Raw genomic sequence first — 16566 nt, 5'->3', positions numbered from 1 at the left:
GCTTTTCTCTCAATCGTGCCCAGATCCCATCATGCCTCAAAATTGCCGTTTAACAGGTAACGCTGCACAGAGATCCCATTAAGAAAAGGTCTCTTCTTTAAACGTTACCGCGTTCAGCAGGCACAGGCAAGCAGTGAATCGTCGCACTCGATCAGAATCTGACACGGAGTGCTTCATCAAGAAATGAAAACGGGAGTTCTCGTTTAAGAACTCCCGAAGAGGAATTACGAGCGAGTTCCGGCTTCTGGCTGGCTACTTCTGCTTGACGAGTTCTAGACCCTTTTCTGCGGAGATCATTGCAGGGACTAATTGACCGCGACTCATTTTGGGAGTCATTGCTTTTGGGCCTCGAGCGACGAGAAAACGTTCTTTATCCAAGCCGATCATGCCCAACGCTCCGTCAAATTCCCACTTCCCCTGCATTTGAAAATCTGGCGTCGCTTTCAGGAGGACTTGGGGGGTGCCGTAACAGCCGAACCACCATGACCCGGCATGGAACACAGCAGTTTGAATGCCCATCAAGGTTTCGCCGCTCGCCAGAACATGACGTTTTACGAACTTGAATTCAGGCGTGTATTCATAAGCGTAATTTTCATTCGTTCCTTTCGGGAGTCCACCGACAACGATGAATTTACCATCGTTGAAGTCCATTCCTCCTGCTCCATGTACGACCTCAGGGACAGGGAACCGTGCCAGTTCCTGGAGCGTCGCAGGGTCGTACTTGAATACCCAGGAGTTGGCCAGTCCAGCTGGCTGATTGAATCGTCCAAGGTTCACGGCGACATAGACCGCACCATCGTGATAGCACAAGTCACCTTGATGATTTGGGGCTGGAACTTCCTTGATGACTTTCCCGTTGGCGTCGGTGCTGACGATCTTGGTCGTGAAGCTCCAGAAGATGGTGCCTTTTCCGTCTGTACAGACGCCTTGCAGGTGATGCGAATATTCGCCGTCGCAATTGATCGTTTGAAATGGAAGCACTTCAGCGGACGCTGACTGAGTCTCGGCCAATCCTCCGATCGTCATTGAGACAACGGTAACGGTGGTCAGGAACAATCGTAGAGGGCTGGCGAACTTCATTGTTGTTGCTGCTTCTGTCTCAGGTGTTTGCAATTCGTATTCCGTACACGTCAGTCAAGCAATTCAGTTATAACTTCACAATATCAAGCAATTCGTATGCATTCTCATTGTGACGCGAATTGAAGTTCATTGCGAATCTGAATCGACAGCAAAAAGAAAAGCCCGAATCTTCAGGGATTCGAGCTTTCTGTGTCTGTTGAAAGTCAGTGCATCGTGGTCTGATGCAAGTCCGAGCTGGCTACTTTACTTGCCCACGGCATTCTTTCATCTTGGCAACATACTGGCTTGCGAGCGACTGGATTCGGTCCATGTCCCCTTTCGCAATAGCGTCCTTTTCCACAAGCGACGATCCCAGCCCGACTGCACAGGCGCCGTTCTTGACGAAGTCTGACATCGTCTCAAGGTTCACGCCGCCAGTGGGCATCAGGCGAATTTGTGGCAATGGTCCATGAAGAACTTTCAGGTAGCCTGGTCCACCGATTTCAGCCGGGAAGACTTTGACGATATCGGACCCTGCCTGCCATGCTGTCAGGATTTCTGTCGGTGTAAACGCACCTGCCATACAGAGTTTTCCGTAACGCTGACACATCTGAATGACGTCGACGTTCACGGTTGGTGTCACAATGTATTCTGCCCCGGCAAGCATCGCAGAGCGTGCTGTTTCTGGGTCAAGAACGGTTCCGGCTCCGAGGAGCACTCGGCCTCCCAATTCATTGCTGATCTGTTCAATGATCTTCAATGCGCCCGGGACGGTGAACGTGACTTCGATGACATCGATCCCACCTGCAAGCAGCGCTTCTGAAACCTTCAGCAGTTGGTCACCACTTGAAGCGCGGATGATTGCGACCAGTCCCAGATCAAGGACTCGTTTCAGGTCGGCGTCTTTGCTCATCGGAAGTTACTTTCGTGGGGGAAGATTGAATGATAGAGGAATTTGTACCGGAGGTCGTCTTGTCCAATTTTGGAGACAGAATAGCAAAGCCGAGTCCCATTGTGGTGGAACTCGGCTGAGGTTCTCTATCAATTGGCGTCAGGGCGTGCCTGACAATTCCGACATCAGGCAGCAGAATACTGTTCTGCGAATTCCAGGACACGCAGGTCGATCAGATCCTTGTAAGAATCCAAGTCGAACTCAGCGAGCCTCTGGTAATGCTTGCGGTTAATGATTTCCCGATTCCGGACCGTCCCTTTAACGACCACTTCCAGAATGGCACCTGGGCTGAATGGAGTAATCAGTAGCTCCAGACGGCTGTATCGCGATTCCGGCGACCGTTTTGGGATCAGACGCAGATCGTCACGAAAAATCCGGCCTCCCCAGCCTTCTTCTGTCATGACACTCTGAAACTTAAACCCGGGAAGATGATCGGCCAGCTTCTTCAGGCCGTTCTCAATATGTTCTGTCATCGCAAGTCGATGAACGGAGTGCATCGTCTTGAGTTCTTCGAGAGACAGTTCTTTGGCAATTTCAGCGCGGCCCCGATCGTCACGGACTTTTTCGCCACGTTCAATTGCTCGGCGGAGACGGTCTTCAAAATCCATATTTCGGGGAGTGGCTGAGAGTTGTGGAAAATTAGTCATTGCCGAGCCCCTTATTCTAAAGCACTAGGTGCCAATTTGTGCAGCCGCAGGGACGAGTAAACTCTCGAAATCCTGCAATCCTGGTAATGACACCGGATTCGTTCAAATTGTTCGCAGTTGGGGGGATTCCGACAACTCCATTGCGCAGATTGAAGGCAATATTCTACTTTTTCTCTGATCAAAAATAGGAACTTACGGAAATCGACAAGTTTGTCGAATCACCGCGAGGCGGCTTTTTCAGCCATCAGCTCCGCGTAAACATCTCGCGTCTTCTGGTACAGAACAGGAGACGTAAACTCTTTCAGAAAGATCTCACGCCCTGCCTGCCCCATCGCGGGCAGTTGTTCTTTATTGATTGTGCTGAGTGTGTCTGCGATGGCGTCGGGAGTGAGCGCAGGGAGAACGATTCCATTCACCCCATCTCGGACGATGTCGGTGAGACCACCTGCGGAACTGCAGATCACAGCGCGACTCGCCCTTAATCCTTCGGCAGCCACGAAGCCAAACGCCTCCCATCTTGATGGAGCAATCAAAAGATCGCAAAAGTCAAGCAGCCACGTGATTTGGCCCGGTTTCGCCCACCCAAGATTGATCGCTTTTGGAGAGAAACGGTGCTGGGTTCCATTCACCACCTGGCCTCCGGCGCACAAAAGCCAGACAGGTTTGTCTGAAATCTTCTCCATGGCAGCCAGCAGCAGGTCAAGTCCCTTCTGCTTGTCAAAGCGTCCGATGAACAACAGGACAAGTTCTCCCCGTTGCTTGGCAGAGATAATCTCGTCTGGGAGATCAACGGGTTCTGGCGCGGGAGGAGTTACTGGCAGTGAGTTGAAAACCATTCGTCCCTTGCTTGGGCGAATTCCGATTTCTTCAGCTGCTGCAAGTTCGTCGTTTGAAACGCAAATGACGCGGTCTGCCCGATATCCAAGACCACGTTCAACATTGGCATACAATGACTTCTTCCACGCCGGGCAATCCATGCGGAATGACCAGCCGTGAGAAGTGTAGACAATTTTTGGGGACTTTTTTCCACGAAAAAGGGGAGCAACGGTTCCAGGCAATCGACCGACTAATCCAGCGAAGGTGCTATGTAGGTGGACAATGTCCGGCCGAAGTTCGATGACAGCCGTTCTTGCCGTTGTGAAGAGCTTCCGCAGGTTTGAGATCGACCTTTGAGGATAGTCGTACGTGAGAAGGCGATCCGTTGGAATCGAATCGAGATAAGGGCTGTGCTGCTGTGACGTCAGGACATGAAAATCATTCCAGTCAGGGTCTTGCAGCTGCTCTCCCAGCAATGCTTTGAGATAGGTGACAATTCCCCCCTGAGTATATTCCGTAATGTGCAGTACTCTTGGCATGTCCTACTTTCAGAGCCGATCAGAATCCGACTGTGTCGGCTTTACTCAACTGGTACTTGCAGAGTCAATTCTGGAACTGCTTCATGACTGCCAAGACTCTTGTTGCAGCATCATCCCAAGTGAATTTGGCCGCTTGTTCTCGACATAGCGTGGCGTGGGACTGTCTCGCATTGGGATCATTGAAACGGATGATGGCGGTTCGGATTGCTTCGCCCATTTCATCGGTATTATCAGGGGAGAAGTACTCGGCGACTGTCCCGCCAACTTCACGATGGGCAGTGGTGTGAGATGACACCACTGGGCATTCTGCAGCGAAGGCTTCGATGATGGGGATGCCGAATCCTTCGTAGTATGAAGGATTCACAAAAACAGATGCATTGTGGTAGAGCCAGCGTAACTCTGCGTCGCTAACGAACCCGCATAGGCGAACGCGGTCAGGAATCTGGCCGAACTGTTCCGTGTTAAAGACGTTTGACGTCCCACCGACAATCATCAGGTCGACGCCCTCCATGTCTGGGTGATTTGAGATCCGTCGCCAGGCCTCAACTAATCCGGCAAAGTTCTTTCTTGGACTGATGGATCCAACTGCAAGTGCAAATGGACGGGTGGCATTGAACTTTGTCCGGATTTCGTCCTCTGCCGTTGTTGGATCCACCTCACTGAATTTCGGATCGACACCGTTATAGATGACGTCGATTCGTTCCGGCGGAACCCGAAGCAACTCGACGATGCGAGATTTTGAGTATTCTGAAACGGTGAGGACTTTTACTGCGCGTCTTGCTAGTTGCGGTATAAGAGTCTGATACCACATCAAAAAGGTGCGCGAGAATCCGTCTGGAAAGTCAAAGAATGCGGTGTCATGGATGGTGACGATATGCCGGCTGGAAAGAATCGGGCCCACTGCACATGGTGACCAGAGCACATCGTTGCGGCTCTGTCTTGCAAGAGACGTTTGTTCCCAGAGGTGTCCTCGAATCCCGTCAGCTTGCTTTTCGGTCGGGACAATCTCAGTGATCTCATTTTGCAATCGATCGCAGATTTCTGCAGCATAACGCTGAACACCAGTCATTCGCTGCTTGCGAAATCGGCCATTGACTTTGAACTGTCGCTGTTTAATTGAATTCATTGATCAATTTGCTGAGAGAATGGGCGTCGGCATCATTGGCTGAATACTGAGGGGATGACAACCGAGTTACGCGACGGGCTCTTCGTAGACTGGGTGCTCGACCTGAGGCCTGTATTCATAAGCACGACGCAGTTCTCGTTCGTGGTCGAGCATGTTGTAAGCGATCCCAAGAAACATCCAGGTCGTCGGCAAAAAGATCTCTTCGCAGGCAAGTGTGTAGAGAACGAGCATGGCAACGAGTCCAGCTCGAATTCCAATGTCAAAGTCGATTCGCTCAAGTTTCACAACAGGCTTGAGGAATAAGAGCAGATAGATCAGCAGGCCGATCAGCCCGAGGTCGATCAATGCTCGTATCGTTGCCGGCAAATAAACCGTTCCGAAACCAATTCCGAAGAGTTTAGATGGAAACGGGAGATCCTTGAAGTATTCAATTGCTCCAGAAAGCGCTTCTGAACGCGATTGACCGGATTGGTTCTCCGCAGAGAATTTGTCTGCAAACATTGAGGCGAAGACATCCGGGTACATTAACGCGACAAGTGCAAACAGGACGAAAGCCACTGCGGCGACTGCGATGACACGCAAATCGATTCGTCCGACAAGAAAAGAAATGACGGCAATTGAAACGACAATTCCGATGTAGCTACTTGTTGAAAACGACAGAGCCAATGCGGCAAACATTGCTGCCGTAAGAAGTGCTCTGTTGGCGCAGAATGCTAAGGCAAAATAGGGGACAGCGCTGATCGCAAAGAATGATGGCTCTGGCGTAAAGCTTTTCATTCGCATCAAGTTTAATGGACCTAGGCTGATCGTCTGTGTCCAGCTTGCATTTCGTTCAGTGTCTCCACTTTGAAATGTTCTATTGGAGATAAAGTCGCCAGACTCCCCGAACATTGCGAAGTAAAAATATTCATAAAATCCATAGCCGACAAACAGCCATGCTCCGAAGAAGACATACTTGAAATGCCTTGGCCGGAAATACTCTCGGAAGAACGCAAAGATCGTAATGCACGGAATGAGATACAGCGTTTGAGTGATTGTTGTTGTTCGAAACTCCAGTGACTGGACGTCATTCTCGATGGCTCGAAGGTTCTCCAGCTGAATCGTTCCGAACGACCGCAGCACAGCCTGGGAAACGATGAATAGCAATCCTAAGAACAGCGCGGTCAAGGTGAATGTTGTCCATCCTTTGCGGCTTGACAAAATCCAGAACACGCTGAGGACACTGACCATGACAGCAGGTAGGGTCCCCTGGATTGTCGGGATGATCAGCACTGTCGAAATTGGCATGACAGCGCACCAGATTGCCATCAAGATCTCGGTCAGCGTCAGTGGTGACCGGTCTTCGTAGCCGAAGTCGTCGTGATAGTAATATTCAGAATGCACAGTCAAATCCTGTGATCAGCAGAAGGCTCATGGCAAATGGGCCACATTATCACACTTCCGCGACTTGGTGTCAAAAAATCAATTGAAGAAGGGAGATGAATCGATCTTCGCTTATGTTGACAGCTTTTTTGCTGTCTGTCATTCGAACGTTATTTGCGTTGATTTTGGGAGTTGCCCGATTGACCGGGGGCAGGCTCGATGCACTTCCTGTGGTCGGTTTTGAGTTGACGTCGCTGCTTGTAGATTTTGAAGTCCTCATTGAAGACTGCAGTCGCGAAAACCGAGACGCTCGATTGAATCCCCAAAGACGCGTGGCCATGATCCAGAAGCCAAGACGTCGAACGCAGGCCTGTTTGAATAAATCGAAATGCCTTGTCAGGTGAAGATTTGCCAATTGCTTCACCGACCAATCGAATCAGGTGAATTGCTGGACGCCACTTACGGACAGGTTGCAGTTCGACAAGAACGGGCCCCAAAGGACGTCAGGTCGGCCTTTTCACAGAGGACGTATTTTCAAATAGAACAAATTGCTTTACCGTTCCTGTTGTTCTGAGCTCGAATCACCAGAGACAGCAGTGAGAAGATGACTCTAATTGCTCCTGATGAACATCTGCGTCCTGAATCAGGATACTTTGGGCAAGAATTCAGGAGCAAGGTCAGATCAATTGGATCCAACCTGCGTGATGAGCTGACTCATTACCTCGCTGCCGGTTTCGTGAGTTTGCACAACTGAGACTGATCTTATGTTTGAATCTTCCATGGGTTGGATGTTTTGCGTTGGTGTGATCTCTGTCATCGGCGCCATACTTCACGTCACTCGTGGGGCGAGTTTTGCATTAGGGACCACTGTTGCGTTGTCGTTCGCAGTGCCTGTCTGGCTGGAAATTCCAATATTTGGAATTCCTTTCTCGGCGCAAACGTCGATCGCTGCCGTCTTTCTGTTGGCATTTGCCATTCGTTGTCCCTGGGAAATCCGATCATCGATCGTCTGGTTGGATTTCGCGGTTGCTGCTCTCGTCGTCTTGCATGCTGTCTCTGATACATACCACTCAGGAAATCCAGTTCAACATGGCCTCTTGGCGTATGGGGAGTGGGCTCTTCCTTACGTTGCAGGACGATATGCCGTGCGAGATCCTCGCAATGTCGAATCGTTAGCACTCGTCGTCACGTGTGTTTTGCTTGTGATGAGCCTGGGCAGCATCATTGAATCGGTAGCTGGGATTAACTTGTGGGAAGTCGCCTTTGGTGATCGCCCCCATGATGGAACAGCACGCGACGCACAACGTTACGGATTGAAGAGAGCATTCGGGACGACCCTGCATCCGATCTTCTGGGGATTGTTGCTGATGACCTTGGCCCCATGGCCAATTGCACTTGCGAAATGGGCTCGGACACCGTCGGAGAAAATGCTGGGAATGGGGACTTCGGTGATCGGCTTTTTGGGTGTCCTTGGTTCTGTTTCACGAGCCCCTGCTCTGGGAATGGGGGTGCTGTATGCTGTCACAGGGATGATGTGGTCAACTCTCTCGAAGTGGTTGTTGATCGTAGTCGCGACTGTGGCTGTCGGTTGGATCGTTCTCGATTTCAATACGGTCCTGTCATTGTTCGAACGAATGGGGGGCGAAAAGCGTCACGTGACGAACATGCGTCTGGATGGAGAGACTGTTGAATGGAGCAGCGCTGCACACCGCGTTGTGCTATGGCAGGTCTACTGGCCATCTTTGAAAGAAGCTGGCGTGATTGGGTATGGAACTGCTGCCACATCAATGATGCCACCAGAGGTTCCTCATCTTCCAAAGGACGAAGAGGTCCGCAAGAGATTGCGATTCGTGGATAATGCATTCCTGATGTTCGGGCTTCGTTTCGGCTGGACCGGCATGGCCCTTTACACTCTGCTTCTGGGGCTGGCGATCTGGACGGGCTTTCGCTTGTCCAGGGACCGGTCAATCGGAGTGATCGCCGGTGCATTGGCAGCCATGACGATTGCACTCACTCTGAACATGATGACTGTCTGGTTCAGCTATGACATGGGATATGCGGCGCTCTGGTCGTGGGGAATTCTGGCCGGATTCTCGTCACAACAGTCTTGATGTCAGTATTGTCTACGTTGATTTAACGCCGGCGTGATGCATCGTTTCAATTTGAAGTCAGCTCAGAGCTGGCGTCGATTGTCCATGCTGATGGATGCTGCTCAAACCCAAGTTTAGGGTAATAGTCGACTGCTTTTGGGGCCGCCAAAAGAATGATCTTGGCCGTCTCTTTCAGTTGTGTTTGAGTGAGTTCAATGAGCGCGCGGCCAATTCCGTGGTTCTGATACTCCTGATCAACTGCCAGGTCGGATAGATAGCAGCAGAACGCAAAATCAGTGACGGATCTGGCAACGCCGACCAGTTTGGCTCCGTCCCAGGCCGTGCACAGTACCGAGGCATGCTGCAACATCAGTTCAATGCAATCCGCGTTCTCGATCGGTCTTCGTTCGGCGAGGGTTGAACGTCGCAGAACGTCGATAAATTCACTTGGCGTGATCGTTCGATCGGCGTGGTATTCAATGTTCATCACGAATCCGTGTGACGGTCGAAAAGAAGAGACTGCGGCATGAAAAATGGCAGGTCCCATGATATGGAGACCTGCCATTACGTTGGAATCGAACTCAGATCATCAGCGTCGCTTCACCGGAGTCAATCAGTCAGCAGCCGATCAAGTTGAAATCATTCAGCGTTCGTCAGGTTGGGGACGCCGAGTTCTTTGGATTTCTTCAGGATCTCGCTCCAGAATGCCCGATTCTCGTCTGACGTGCTTCGCACTGTGATTGGGTTACCAGATCGAGCCAGTTGGACAACGACTTCTGGCAATGACGATTCCTGATCAAGGTTGAGGTAGAACGGGCCAGCGTTTTTCTCGAACGGCAAGTCAGACAGAAAATACGCGACTTGTGAAGGGACGAGTGCGCCGGAAAATGCAGTCCACCCGGCAGCCAGCCCGGATGCAGTCACTGTCACCGAAGTTCCGTCTTTCACCAGTTCATTCTGAATTCCTGCAAGCGCGTTCGCAATATCGACGGTGCGTCGTTCATCGTCGGTTGTCCCCAGCAGATAGAAGCGGCGTCGAATGTGAGTTGCGGCTTTCTTCTCGTCGGTCCAGCGTGTCTTCCCTGCCCCACGAGGTGCAACGTACACCTGAGTTCCCTCAGCGGTGATCAATTTCTTGAGTCCGTCAGTATCGAGCGGATTTTCTGTTGAGGTGAAGTAGCTTGTGAAGTCCGCAGCCTGTTTGTCCCAGGCGAGCGGTTCGAGGACATTGACGTTCACTTTCTTCAAATCACCTGATTTTCCAGTATCCAGAACCAAAAACTGCAGCTGGTAAGGCTTCTCGGACGCGAATTCATAAGTCCGCAACCGCAGGCCGTCTCGCTCCTGAGTTTGAACCAGTGTTGCGGTGACATCGTTTGGCGATTGAAGGCCAGCGCGATTGAAGCGGTATCCAGATGAAGATCCTGCATCAGTCTTGATCCCGAAGTTCGGCGTTCGCTCCGAGAGGAACCACTCCTGAGAGACGGTGACTTTCTCGTCCTGAGGAAGCTGTTCGAACACTTTTAATTGAGTTGGTGTCGAGAGCTTGGTCGCGATGATCTCAATTGGAGCATTGACTGGTTGCTTTTTCAGGAAGCGATTGAACCATTCAAATGAGGCATTCTGTAGATGTTGTGAATCAACATGCCCCCCCTGACAGAGAAACAGACCAGTGTTATTGTCGGCTCCCAGAAGCTTGTAGAGGCGACGCGAACGGACATGAATATCCACGACACCATCAAGCGGGAAGATCGGGTCGCGATCGGTGTTAATGATCAGCAGCGGGCGCGGAGCGATGAGCGCGGCCAGCATTGGAAAGTCCCAGCCATATCGGTTGACCATAAACATGCAGTCACAGTGTCCGGCAACGCAGCCATCAACGATGTGGTTCTGTAGATTTGTGATTCCTGCGACCGGGGCCGCGGCTTTGATTCGCTCATCCAGTGCGGCGATGAACCATGTGGATGCTCCGCCACCGGATCTTCCTGTTGCTCCGATTCGCTCTGGATCGACCTCTGGACGCGATTGCAGGTAGTCGATGGCACGGACGGCATTCCACGCTTCGACTCCGGCTGGCGTGTAGCCTCGATTCAACCACCACCACATCCCCAGATTGTGTGTGCCGTGGTGCAATCCTGGAATTTCACCAAGCTGAATTGTGTCGATTGTCAGGCAGACATAGCCATTCTTCGCATACCAGACCCCGTGATGCTGATATGCCGTTTTGTTCCCCATGCTGACGCCATCTTCTTTCACGACGGCGTGACCGCACATGTAAAGAATTGCAGGCAGCTTTTCCTTCACTTCTTTAGGACGGTAAAGATTTGCTGTCACATAAAGGCCAGGCCTCGATTGAAAGTGAAGATTTTCAACAACGATGTCATCGATGGTGCGAGTCTCGACGATCTCGGTGTTCAACGGTGTTTTCTCTGGGAATGGAGAGAGCCCCAGCATTTCGCAGAGTTCCTGATGACGCTCCGCACGCTGCTTGTTCCAGTCGTCAGCGGTTTTGACATCTGCCAGACAGCGCGAGCTTAATCTGTCTGTCTCCAGTCGAAAGTATTCATTGAGAAGGTCTGTGCCGGGAGCTGGAGTTGGTTCTGCGGCTGTAATTGATCCGGCGAGCGCGAACCAGCAAAGTGTGGCTCGGCAGAAGATTTTTCTCATGACTTCATACCTTTCGCTGGCCGCAATCTGCAGTACTGCGCCAGATTCAGAGGGTTCATTCAGGGGTAGCTGGGCGAGGAGAGTGCAGCAAATTAGAGACGACGCTCTTTCAGAGTGGTCATATATTCAACCAGATCGACCAGTTCGTCGATCGTCATCAGCCGTTGCAGGTCGGCAGGCATCAGCGAAACATCCTGCTTCTTGCGAGCTTCGATCTGATCCGCAGGAATCGTATGGATCAGGCCTTTGTCGTCTTTGATTTTCACTTCTTGATCAGTTTCACTTACAAGAAGACCGGTGTAAATTTGTCCGCTTTCAGTGGCGATCAACCAGTTCTCATACCCGTGACTGATTGCTGCAGATGGGAAGAGCATCGATTCATACAAGGCCGGCTTTGCCAGCTTTTTGCCAATCTCGGACAAGTTTGGCCCGACTTCGACACCAATTCCGTTGACCTGATGGCACTTGTTACAAGTCCCTGTCGTGTTGAAAACAACACGTCCTCGTTGTGCGTCGCCCGTTCTCTTGGACAGATCCGAAATCGGCGGTAACGGTTGCTCATTGCGACCGGGAGGAACCGGGAACAGTTTCAGTGCTGCGGTTCGAATTCCGTTATCCGGAGAGTTTGTCAGTCTGGCGGCGAACGTCGATTTCAATGCATCTGGCAAAGGTTGTTTCTGAGCAATCTCAAGCAGGATCTTTCCCCCGGCAATGTTGCTTCCCAATGCGTTGACTGCCGCCTGTCTGGCCCATGGAGCGCGCTTATTGTCGTGAAGAATCGCCAGCAGCAGCGGAGTCGCACGCTTGTCTCCAGAGGTCGCAAGAGCGGTCATTGTCTGCTCGGCTCGCTCACGGTCTTCGTCAGTGAGAGCTGCCTGCAGTAATGCGGATTGTTCTTTGTCGAGTAGAACCTTGATGGCATCGACAGCCAGTTGGGATTCCGGGTGTGCCCGAGCGAGTAACAGAATGTCGGGATATCGATCCGAAAGATTGAACTGGCCAACCAGTTTGATAAAGCGGTCCGTTCCTTCTGTCGCTTTGAGGACAGCAGTGATTGCCGCAACCTGCTTTGGGTCTTTGGCGATGTCGATATTTCCAAGTTGAATCAGAGCGTCGGATTGAACACTCAAGGACCGCTGAGGATTCGCATGGTCAGGGGAGAATGCCAGTTGCAGGAGTGCGGAATTACGTGCATCCGTCTGCTGAAAATCAAGAGCCCGAAGTAATGCCGGGATTTCGTTGTCAGGAGTGACAGGACTGTTGATCAGCTGAACGAGCAGGTTTGCTGTTTCGTTGCTTCGTGATCGCCAGATGATCTCGCGGCCAGATTTCAGCAGTTTCCAGTCTTCGCCGACTGCGTTCAACCAGATGGGAAGAATTTCATCCCAGTGGTTGTCAGCTGCAATTCCGAGGGCTTCCAGATACCAGCGATCTTTCCCGTCATATTGCTTTGCGAGGTGAGTCCAGGCTTTCGCGAGGAAATCTTTCTTCGCGTCTTCCGGATACCAGCTCGAAGGGATCTCTCGCAGAGCAATCAGCATTTCACGACGAACAGCTGGAGACAGATCGTCTGCTTTGATTGAGCCTTGAATCTCGGCATACGAAATCACGGATCGGTGCTGTCTCAGGAGACGTAATGCGGCGATGCGAATGTCTGGATTCGAGTGAGTAAGGCCTTCGTTCACCAGAGAAACAAGGGCCGAGTGATCGAGCTTCAGGTTCCCCAATGCCCAGAACGCGCGCACCTTCATAATGGGATCTTCGGCATTGAGCAACGATTGCAGAGCGGTCACGGATTCAGCCAGGTCAAACTTTTGCAGCGCCGTCCATGCCAGATATCGTGTGGCCATGTTTGGAGATTGCAGCGCCTGCGTGGCTCCGACTGGAGTCGAGACGTCGATTTTTGGTGTGATGTAATTCTGTGAGTTGGCTGGAGCGAGGCGGAAGATTCGCCCATGTTCGATGTCCTGCATCCGGTGACCGCCCACGCCAGCGTCGTACCAGTCTGCGACCATCAGACTTCCATCAGGAGCGACACAAACGTCGCTTGGCCGGAACCAGCGGTTGCGAGTTCCTTCAAGCAGGTTCACAACCTCGGCTGTGTACCCGGCTCCATCGACTTTCGGGACATACGCGCGACAGGTATTCGCTCCTGCGTCGGTGTGAATGATGGCGCCCCGCAATGACTGCGGGAGCAGACTTCCCTCGTAAACGCAAATTCCAGTCGGCGCTCCAGCACCGGTAATCACAACGTTCGGGATGACACCAGGATCGTTCTGGTGCCAGTGTTGATCAGGAATTGTGGCTTCCAAATTGGCTCTCGGAGTTTTCCAGCCAGCACCTGTCGCTTCATCGCGGTAACCGTAGTTCCCGTATTCCATTACATAGTTGATGCGGACAGCTCGATTACCATCGTCGTCGTTGTCTGATTGCCAGATTGTCCCGAAGGAGTCGACGCAAACTTCCCAGTTGTTGCGAAAATTCCAGCCAAGAGTCTGGAACTCGCTGCCATCAAGTTTACAGCGAAAAACCATTCCTTCCTGGTACGGCTTTCGTGAGTGATCAACAACGTTCCCAGCCTGATCAACGATGGCGTTTCCGTTCTTGTCTTTGATGTACTTCCCTTCGTTTCCAAAGTTGAAGTACAGCCGTCCATCAGGACCAAACTGGACACCGTGGATTCCGTGGTCGTGGAATGCTCCTGCGATCCCGGTGAACAGAATCTCTTTGCGATCGGCTTTCAGGTCGCCATCGTCATCAATGAGAAAGAAGATGCTGTCCCCAGCGGAGATGAGAGCACGAGTTCCTTTTCCATCGGCTGTTGGCAGGACCATGATTCCGTGTGCCGAGTCGATGTCGCGTCCCTGATAGAACATGTCTGCGTGATCAGCGACCCCGTTATTGTCTTTGTCCGAAAGGATCAGGAGTCGCTCGCCCGGTGGTGTTGCTCCGGTGAGATCTTTGTTTTGGAAGACACGATAGTTCTTTCCTTCGCAGACCCAGACTCGCCCGAGATGGTCGATATCAATTGCCGACGGATTCGACATCATCGGTTCGAAGGCAAAGAGTGTGGCCTTCAATTCCGGGTGAACGTCAAGCTGTTCCAGCGCAAGTGCGGCCTCATGGTTGGCCGCTGCTCCTGCCATTCGTAAAGAGGTCAGGAAGGCCTGTGATGGCTTCTCTGTAAAGACAGAGAATTGCACCGTGGAACCACATCCCTGAGTGACTCCCCCTTCGTCAAGAACGCCGCGAGCCTTGAACTGCGTATATTTGTGATCTGCAGGCAGTGCGTATTCGATGACTGAATTCGCATGGCTGCCAATTCCCCAACGGAGTTCGCGTCCGTTAGAACGCAGTGGCTGTCCTTGAACATTCTTGTTGATCTGAACTGTCCCGAAGTCGGTCGTTGCAGAGACCCATTTGAGGTCGGTGAGTTTCAGTTCGGTGCCAGCTGCCTCTCCTGTGAGCCGAGGTTCTTCCCAGTCTGCCCAATCGCAGCTGTAACCATCCGATGTGCCACTGATGACAAGGTACAGAGACTTTGCCCCTTTGATGTCGACAGTGATATCAACACCCATCCCGGGTGTGGCTGCTGAAACGACTGGTGACTGATACGCCGGTTTCGTTGTTGCTCCCCCACCAGCCGCAGGGGCTTTCCTTTTGATTGGTGACTGGAACTGGAAGCCCTCAGGTCGCTTGCCGTCTTGATTCGCTTCCATCTCTTCGACCGTCGGTGTCTGTGAAGCAACCCCCTGCTCTGGGACGGTGCCGTGAGCGGTCCAGACGATGGCATTCAAGACAAGTTTGCGGAAATCGTCATGTTGCCAGTTCGCGTGATAGTGACCGCCGGTGAATCCAAAGCCACGGCCCTTTCCGTTCGGGCGTTCATAAACCCAGGCAGTATGCTGCGGCTCGTTTCGTTCAAGTACGGCTGCACGTACGTGTGGATTACCAGAGTGGGGACCATCTTTTCTGGTCAGTGTTTCACGTGGTGGAAGTGCGGTCAGAATCGGAGTGACACCGGCCATCTCAGGGACGAACCGCATGTGGTAATACCATTCGTCATTGATCTCGAATGGCTTGACCCCTTGAGTGACAGGGTGTTTCGGAAGCGCCTCGAAGTTCGCGACCCAATGTGGATTCACGGACCAATGCGGTTCAAAGAATCCCCCGATCCATTTCAGAAAGTGATCGCCATTCTTCCCTGCGGTCGTTTCGACTCCGTAGTGCAGGCAGACGAGTCCGATTCCTTTTTTCTCGACGAGTTCGTTGAACTCTTTGATATTCGGGTTGAGAAAGTGATTGGCTCCCCCATCGCAGTAAGCAACAACAGTGTCGGCATTATCGAGAGCGGTGACATCGTTCGGCCAGCCATTCGCGTAGACGGCGGTGACGACCGGCAATCCATCTTTTGCAGCTTGCTGTAACTGCTTGCTCAGCAGCAGGCACCCTGCGTTGTGTTCATGATGGGAATAGGCATGGCTTGGCTTTCCAGCGATCAGGACAACTTTCTTCCAGCCGTTCTGAAGAGGAAGCCGTTGTAAGGCGATCTCTTTCACTTCGATCTGAGCTGACCCGCTGACTGGCAATCGCAACGCAAGCTGTCCGCTCCGTTTCAATTCTTTTGTGTTGTCGTTGGTCACTTGTGCAACAACGGTTCCATTCACACTGACTGTGAACTGTCCTCCTGTTGCACGAATTGAGTATGCGTTCCAGTCTTCATCTCGAATGGGTGATTTCTGGTCGAACTTCGCAATGACTGTTCTTCCAATGTCCTGGATTGTTCCAGGCTGATTGGCACGAGCGAATGTGACGAGCGTGCCTGCGACATCTCCATTGGCTGTCGGCTCACTCCTGAAGAGGACACCTGCCGCGGCGGGGGTGCGACCGGTGATGCGAACCTGAAATCGCAGTTCAAAGTCGTCGACAGTTCCGTTCTTCCAGACCAGATCAGTTGTCTGCTCCGGAGGAGTTTCGGCAGCGCCTTTTCTGGTGATCGCTCCGTTTTCGACTCGCCAGAATTCGTCACGGCCTTGCCACCCGTTCAGTGACTCGCCATCAAAAATCGGCCTGAAGGGAGAGACTGGTGTCTCGGCGTGCAGGCTGGGTGTCAGCAGCAGAACAGTAAGTAGAAATAAGAACGGGCCCTTCATTCAAGATTCCTTCGTCAGCAGGTCGGATTGTACGAAGAGTGAGTATGCGAACCAGTAGCGTCAATGAAATGACAGGGGCACGCCGCATCAACAGAGAACGATGCTTTCAGATTAACGAAGATGCATGCATGCGTCATCCAACGTGAGACCGGAAT

10 protein-coding genes are annotated in these 16566 nt (G+C 52.0%); 1 reads left to right on the top strand and 9 read right to left on the bottom strand.

The features are described 5' to 3' along the window. Positions 1-252 precede the first annotated feature (252 nt). From SH527x_RS12815 to SH527x_RS12790, 6 genes are all read right to left on the bottom strand, one after another. Positions 253-1113, bottom strand: coding sequence for a hypothetical protein (locus tag SH527x_RS12815; protein ID WP_437191074.1), 861 nt, complete (start codon positions 1111-1113; stop codon positions 253-255). A gap of 205 nt (positions 1114-1318) precedes the next feature. Then, positions 1319-1972: a bifunctional 4-hydroxy-2-oxoglutarate aldolase/2-dehydro-3-deoxy-phosphogluconate aldolase gene (locus SH527x_RS12810; protein WP_437191073.1), complete on the bottom strand. Its 654-nt coding sequence runs from the start codon at positions 1970-1972 to the stop codon at positions 1319-1321. 164 nt (positions 1973-2136) lie between these two features. Further along, a complete protein-coding gene (locus SH527x_RS12805; RefSeq protein WP_437191072.1) occupies positions 2137-2658 on the bottom strand; it encodes a hypothetical protein in 522 nt (173 codons plus the stop codon). Positions 2659-2876: 218 nt separating this feature from the next. Further along, on the bottom strand, positions 2877-4013 hold the full coding sequence (locus tag SH527x_RS12800; RefSeq protein ID WP_437191071.1) for a glycosyltransferase: 1137 nt from the start codon (positions 4011-4013) through the stop codon (positions 2877-2879). A gap of 64 nt (positions 4014-4077) precedes the next feature. After that, positions 4078-5139 (bottom strand): glycosyltransferase family 4 protein, encoded by a 1062-nt coding sequence (locus SH527x_RS12795; RefSeq protein ID WP_437191070.1) that lies wholly within the window; start codon positions 5137-5139, stop codon positions 4078-4080. Positions 5140-5205: 66 nt separating this feature from the next. After that, complete coding sequence (locus SH527x_RS12790) at positions 5206-6522, bottom strand: hypothetical protein (RefSeq protein WP_437191069.1); 1317 nt, start codon at positions 6520-6522, stop codon at positions 5206-5208. Positions 6523-7265: 743 nt separating this feature from the next. Between SH527x_RS12790 and SH527x_RS12785 the strand changes: the two genes are divergently transcribed. Continuing rightward, positions 7266-8612: an O-antigen ligase family protein gene (locus SH527x_RS12785; protein ID WP_437191068.1), complete on the top strand. Its 1347-nt coding sequence runs from the start codon at positions 7266-7268 to the stop codon at positions 8610-8612. A 46-nt stretch (positions 8613-8658) separates the two neighbouring features. Here the strand turns inward: SH527x_RS12785 and SH527x_RS12780 are convergent, their stop codons facing one another. The 3 genes from SH527x_RS12780 to SH527x_RS12770 form a co-directional block, all read right to left on the bottom strand. Then, a complete protein-coding gene (locus tag SH527x_RS12780; RefSeq protein WP_437191067.1) occupies positions 8659-9078 on the bottom strand; it encodes a GNAT family N-acetyltransferase in 420 nt (139 codons plus the stop codon). 152 nt (positions 9079-9230) lie between these two features. Further along, positions 9231-11258 (bottom strand): alpha/beta hydrolase family protein, encoded by a 2028-nt coding sequence (locus SH527x_RS12775; protein ID WP_437191066.1) that lies wholly within the window; start codon positions 11256-11258, stop codon positions 9231-9233. 92 nt (positions 11259-11350) lie between these two features. After that, a complete protein-coding gene (locus tag SH527x_RS12770) occupies positions 11351-16411 on the bottom strand; it encodes a PVC-type heme-binding CxxCH protein (protein WP_437191065.1) in 5061 nt (1686 codons plus the stop codon). Positions 16412-16566 lie beyond the last annotated feature (155 nt).

Origin of the sequence: Planctomicrobium limosum, assembly GCF_051465645.1 — a bacterium.
Lineage (GTDB): Bacteria > Planctomycetota > Planctomycetia > Planctomycetales > Planctomycetaceae > Planctomicrobium.
The sequence above is the reverse complement of the archived record's forward strand: the minus strand, read 5'-3'. Positions and strand labels throughout refer to the sequence as shown.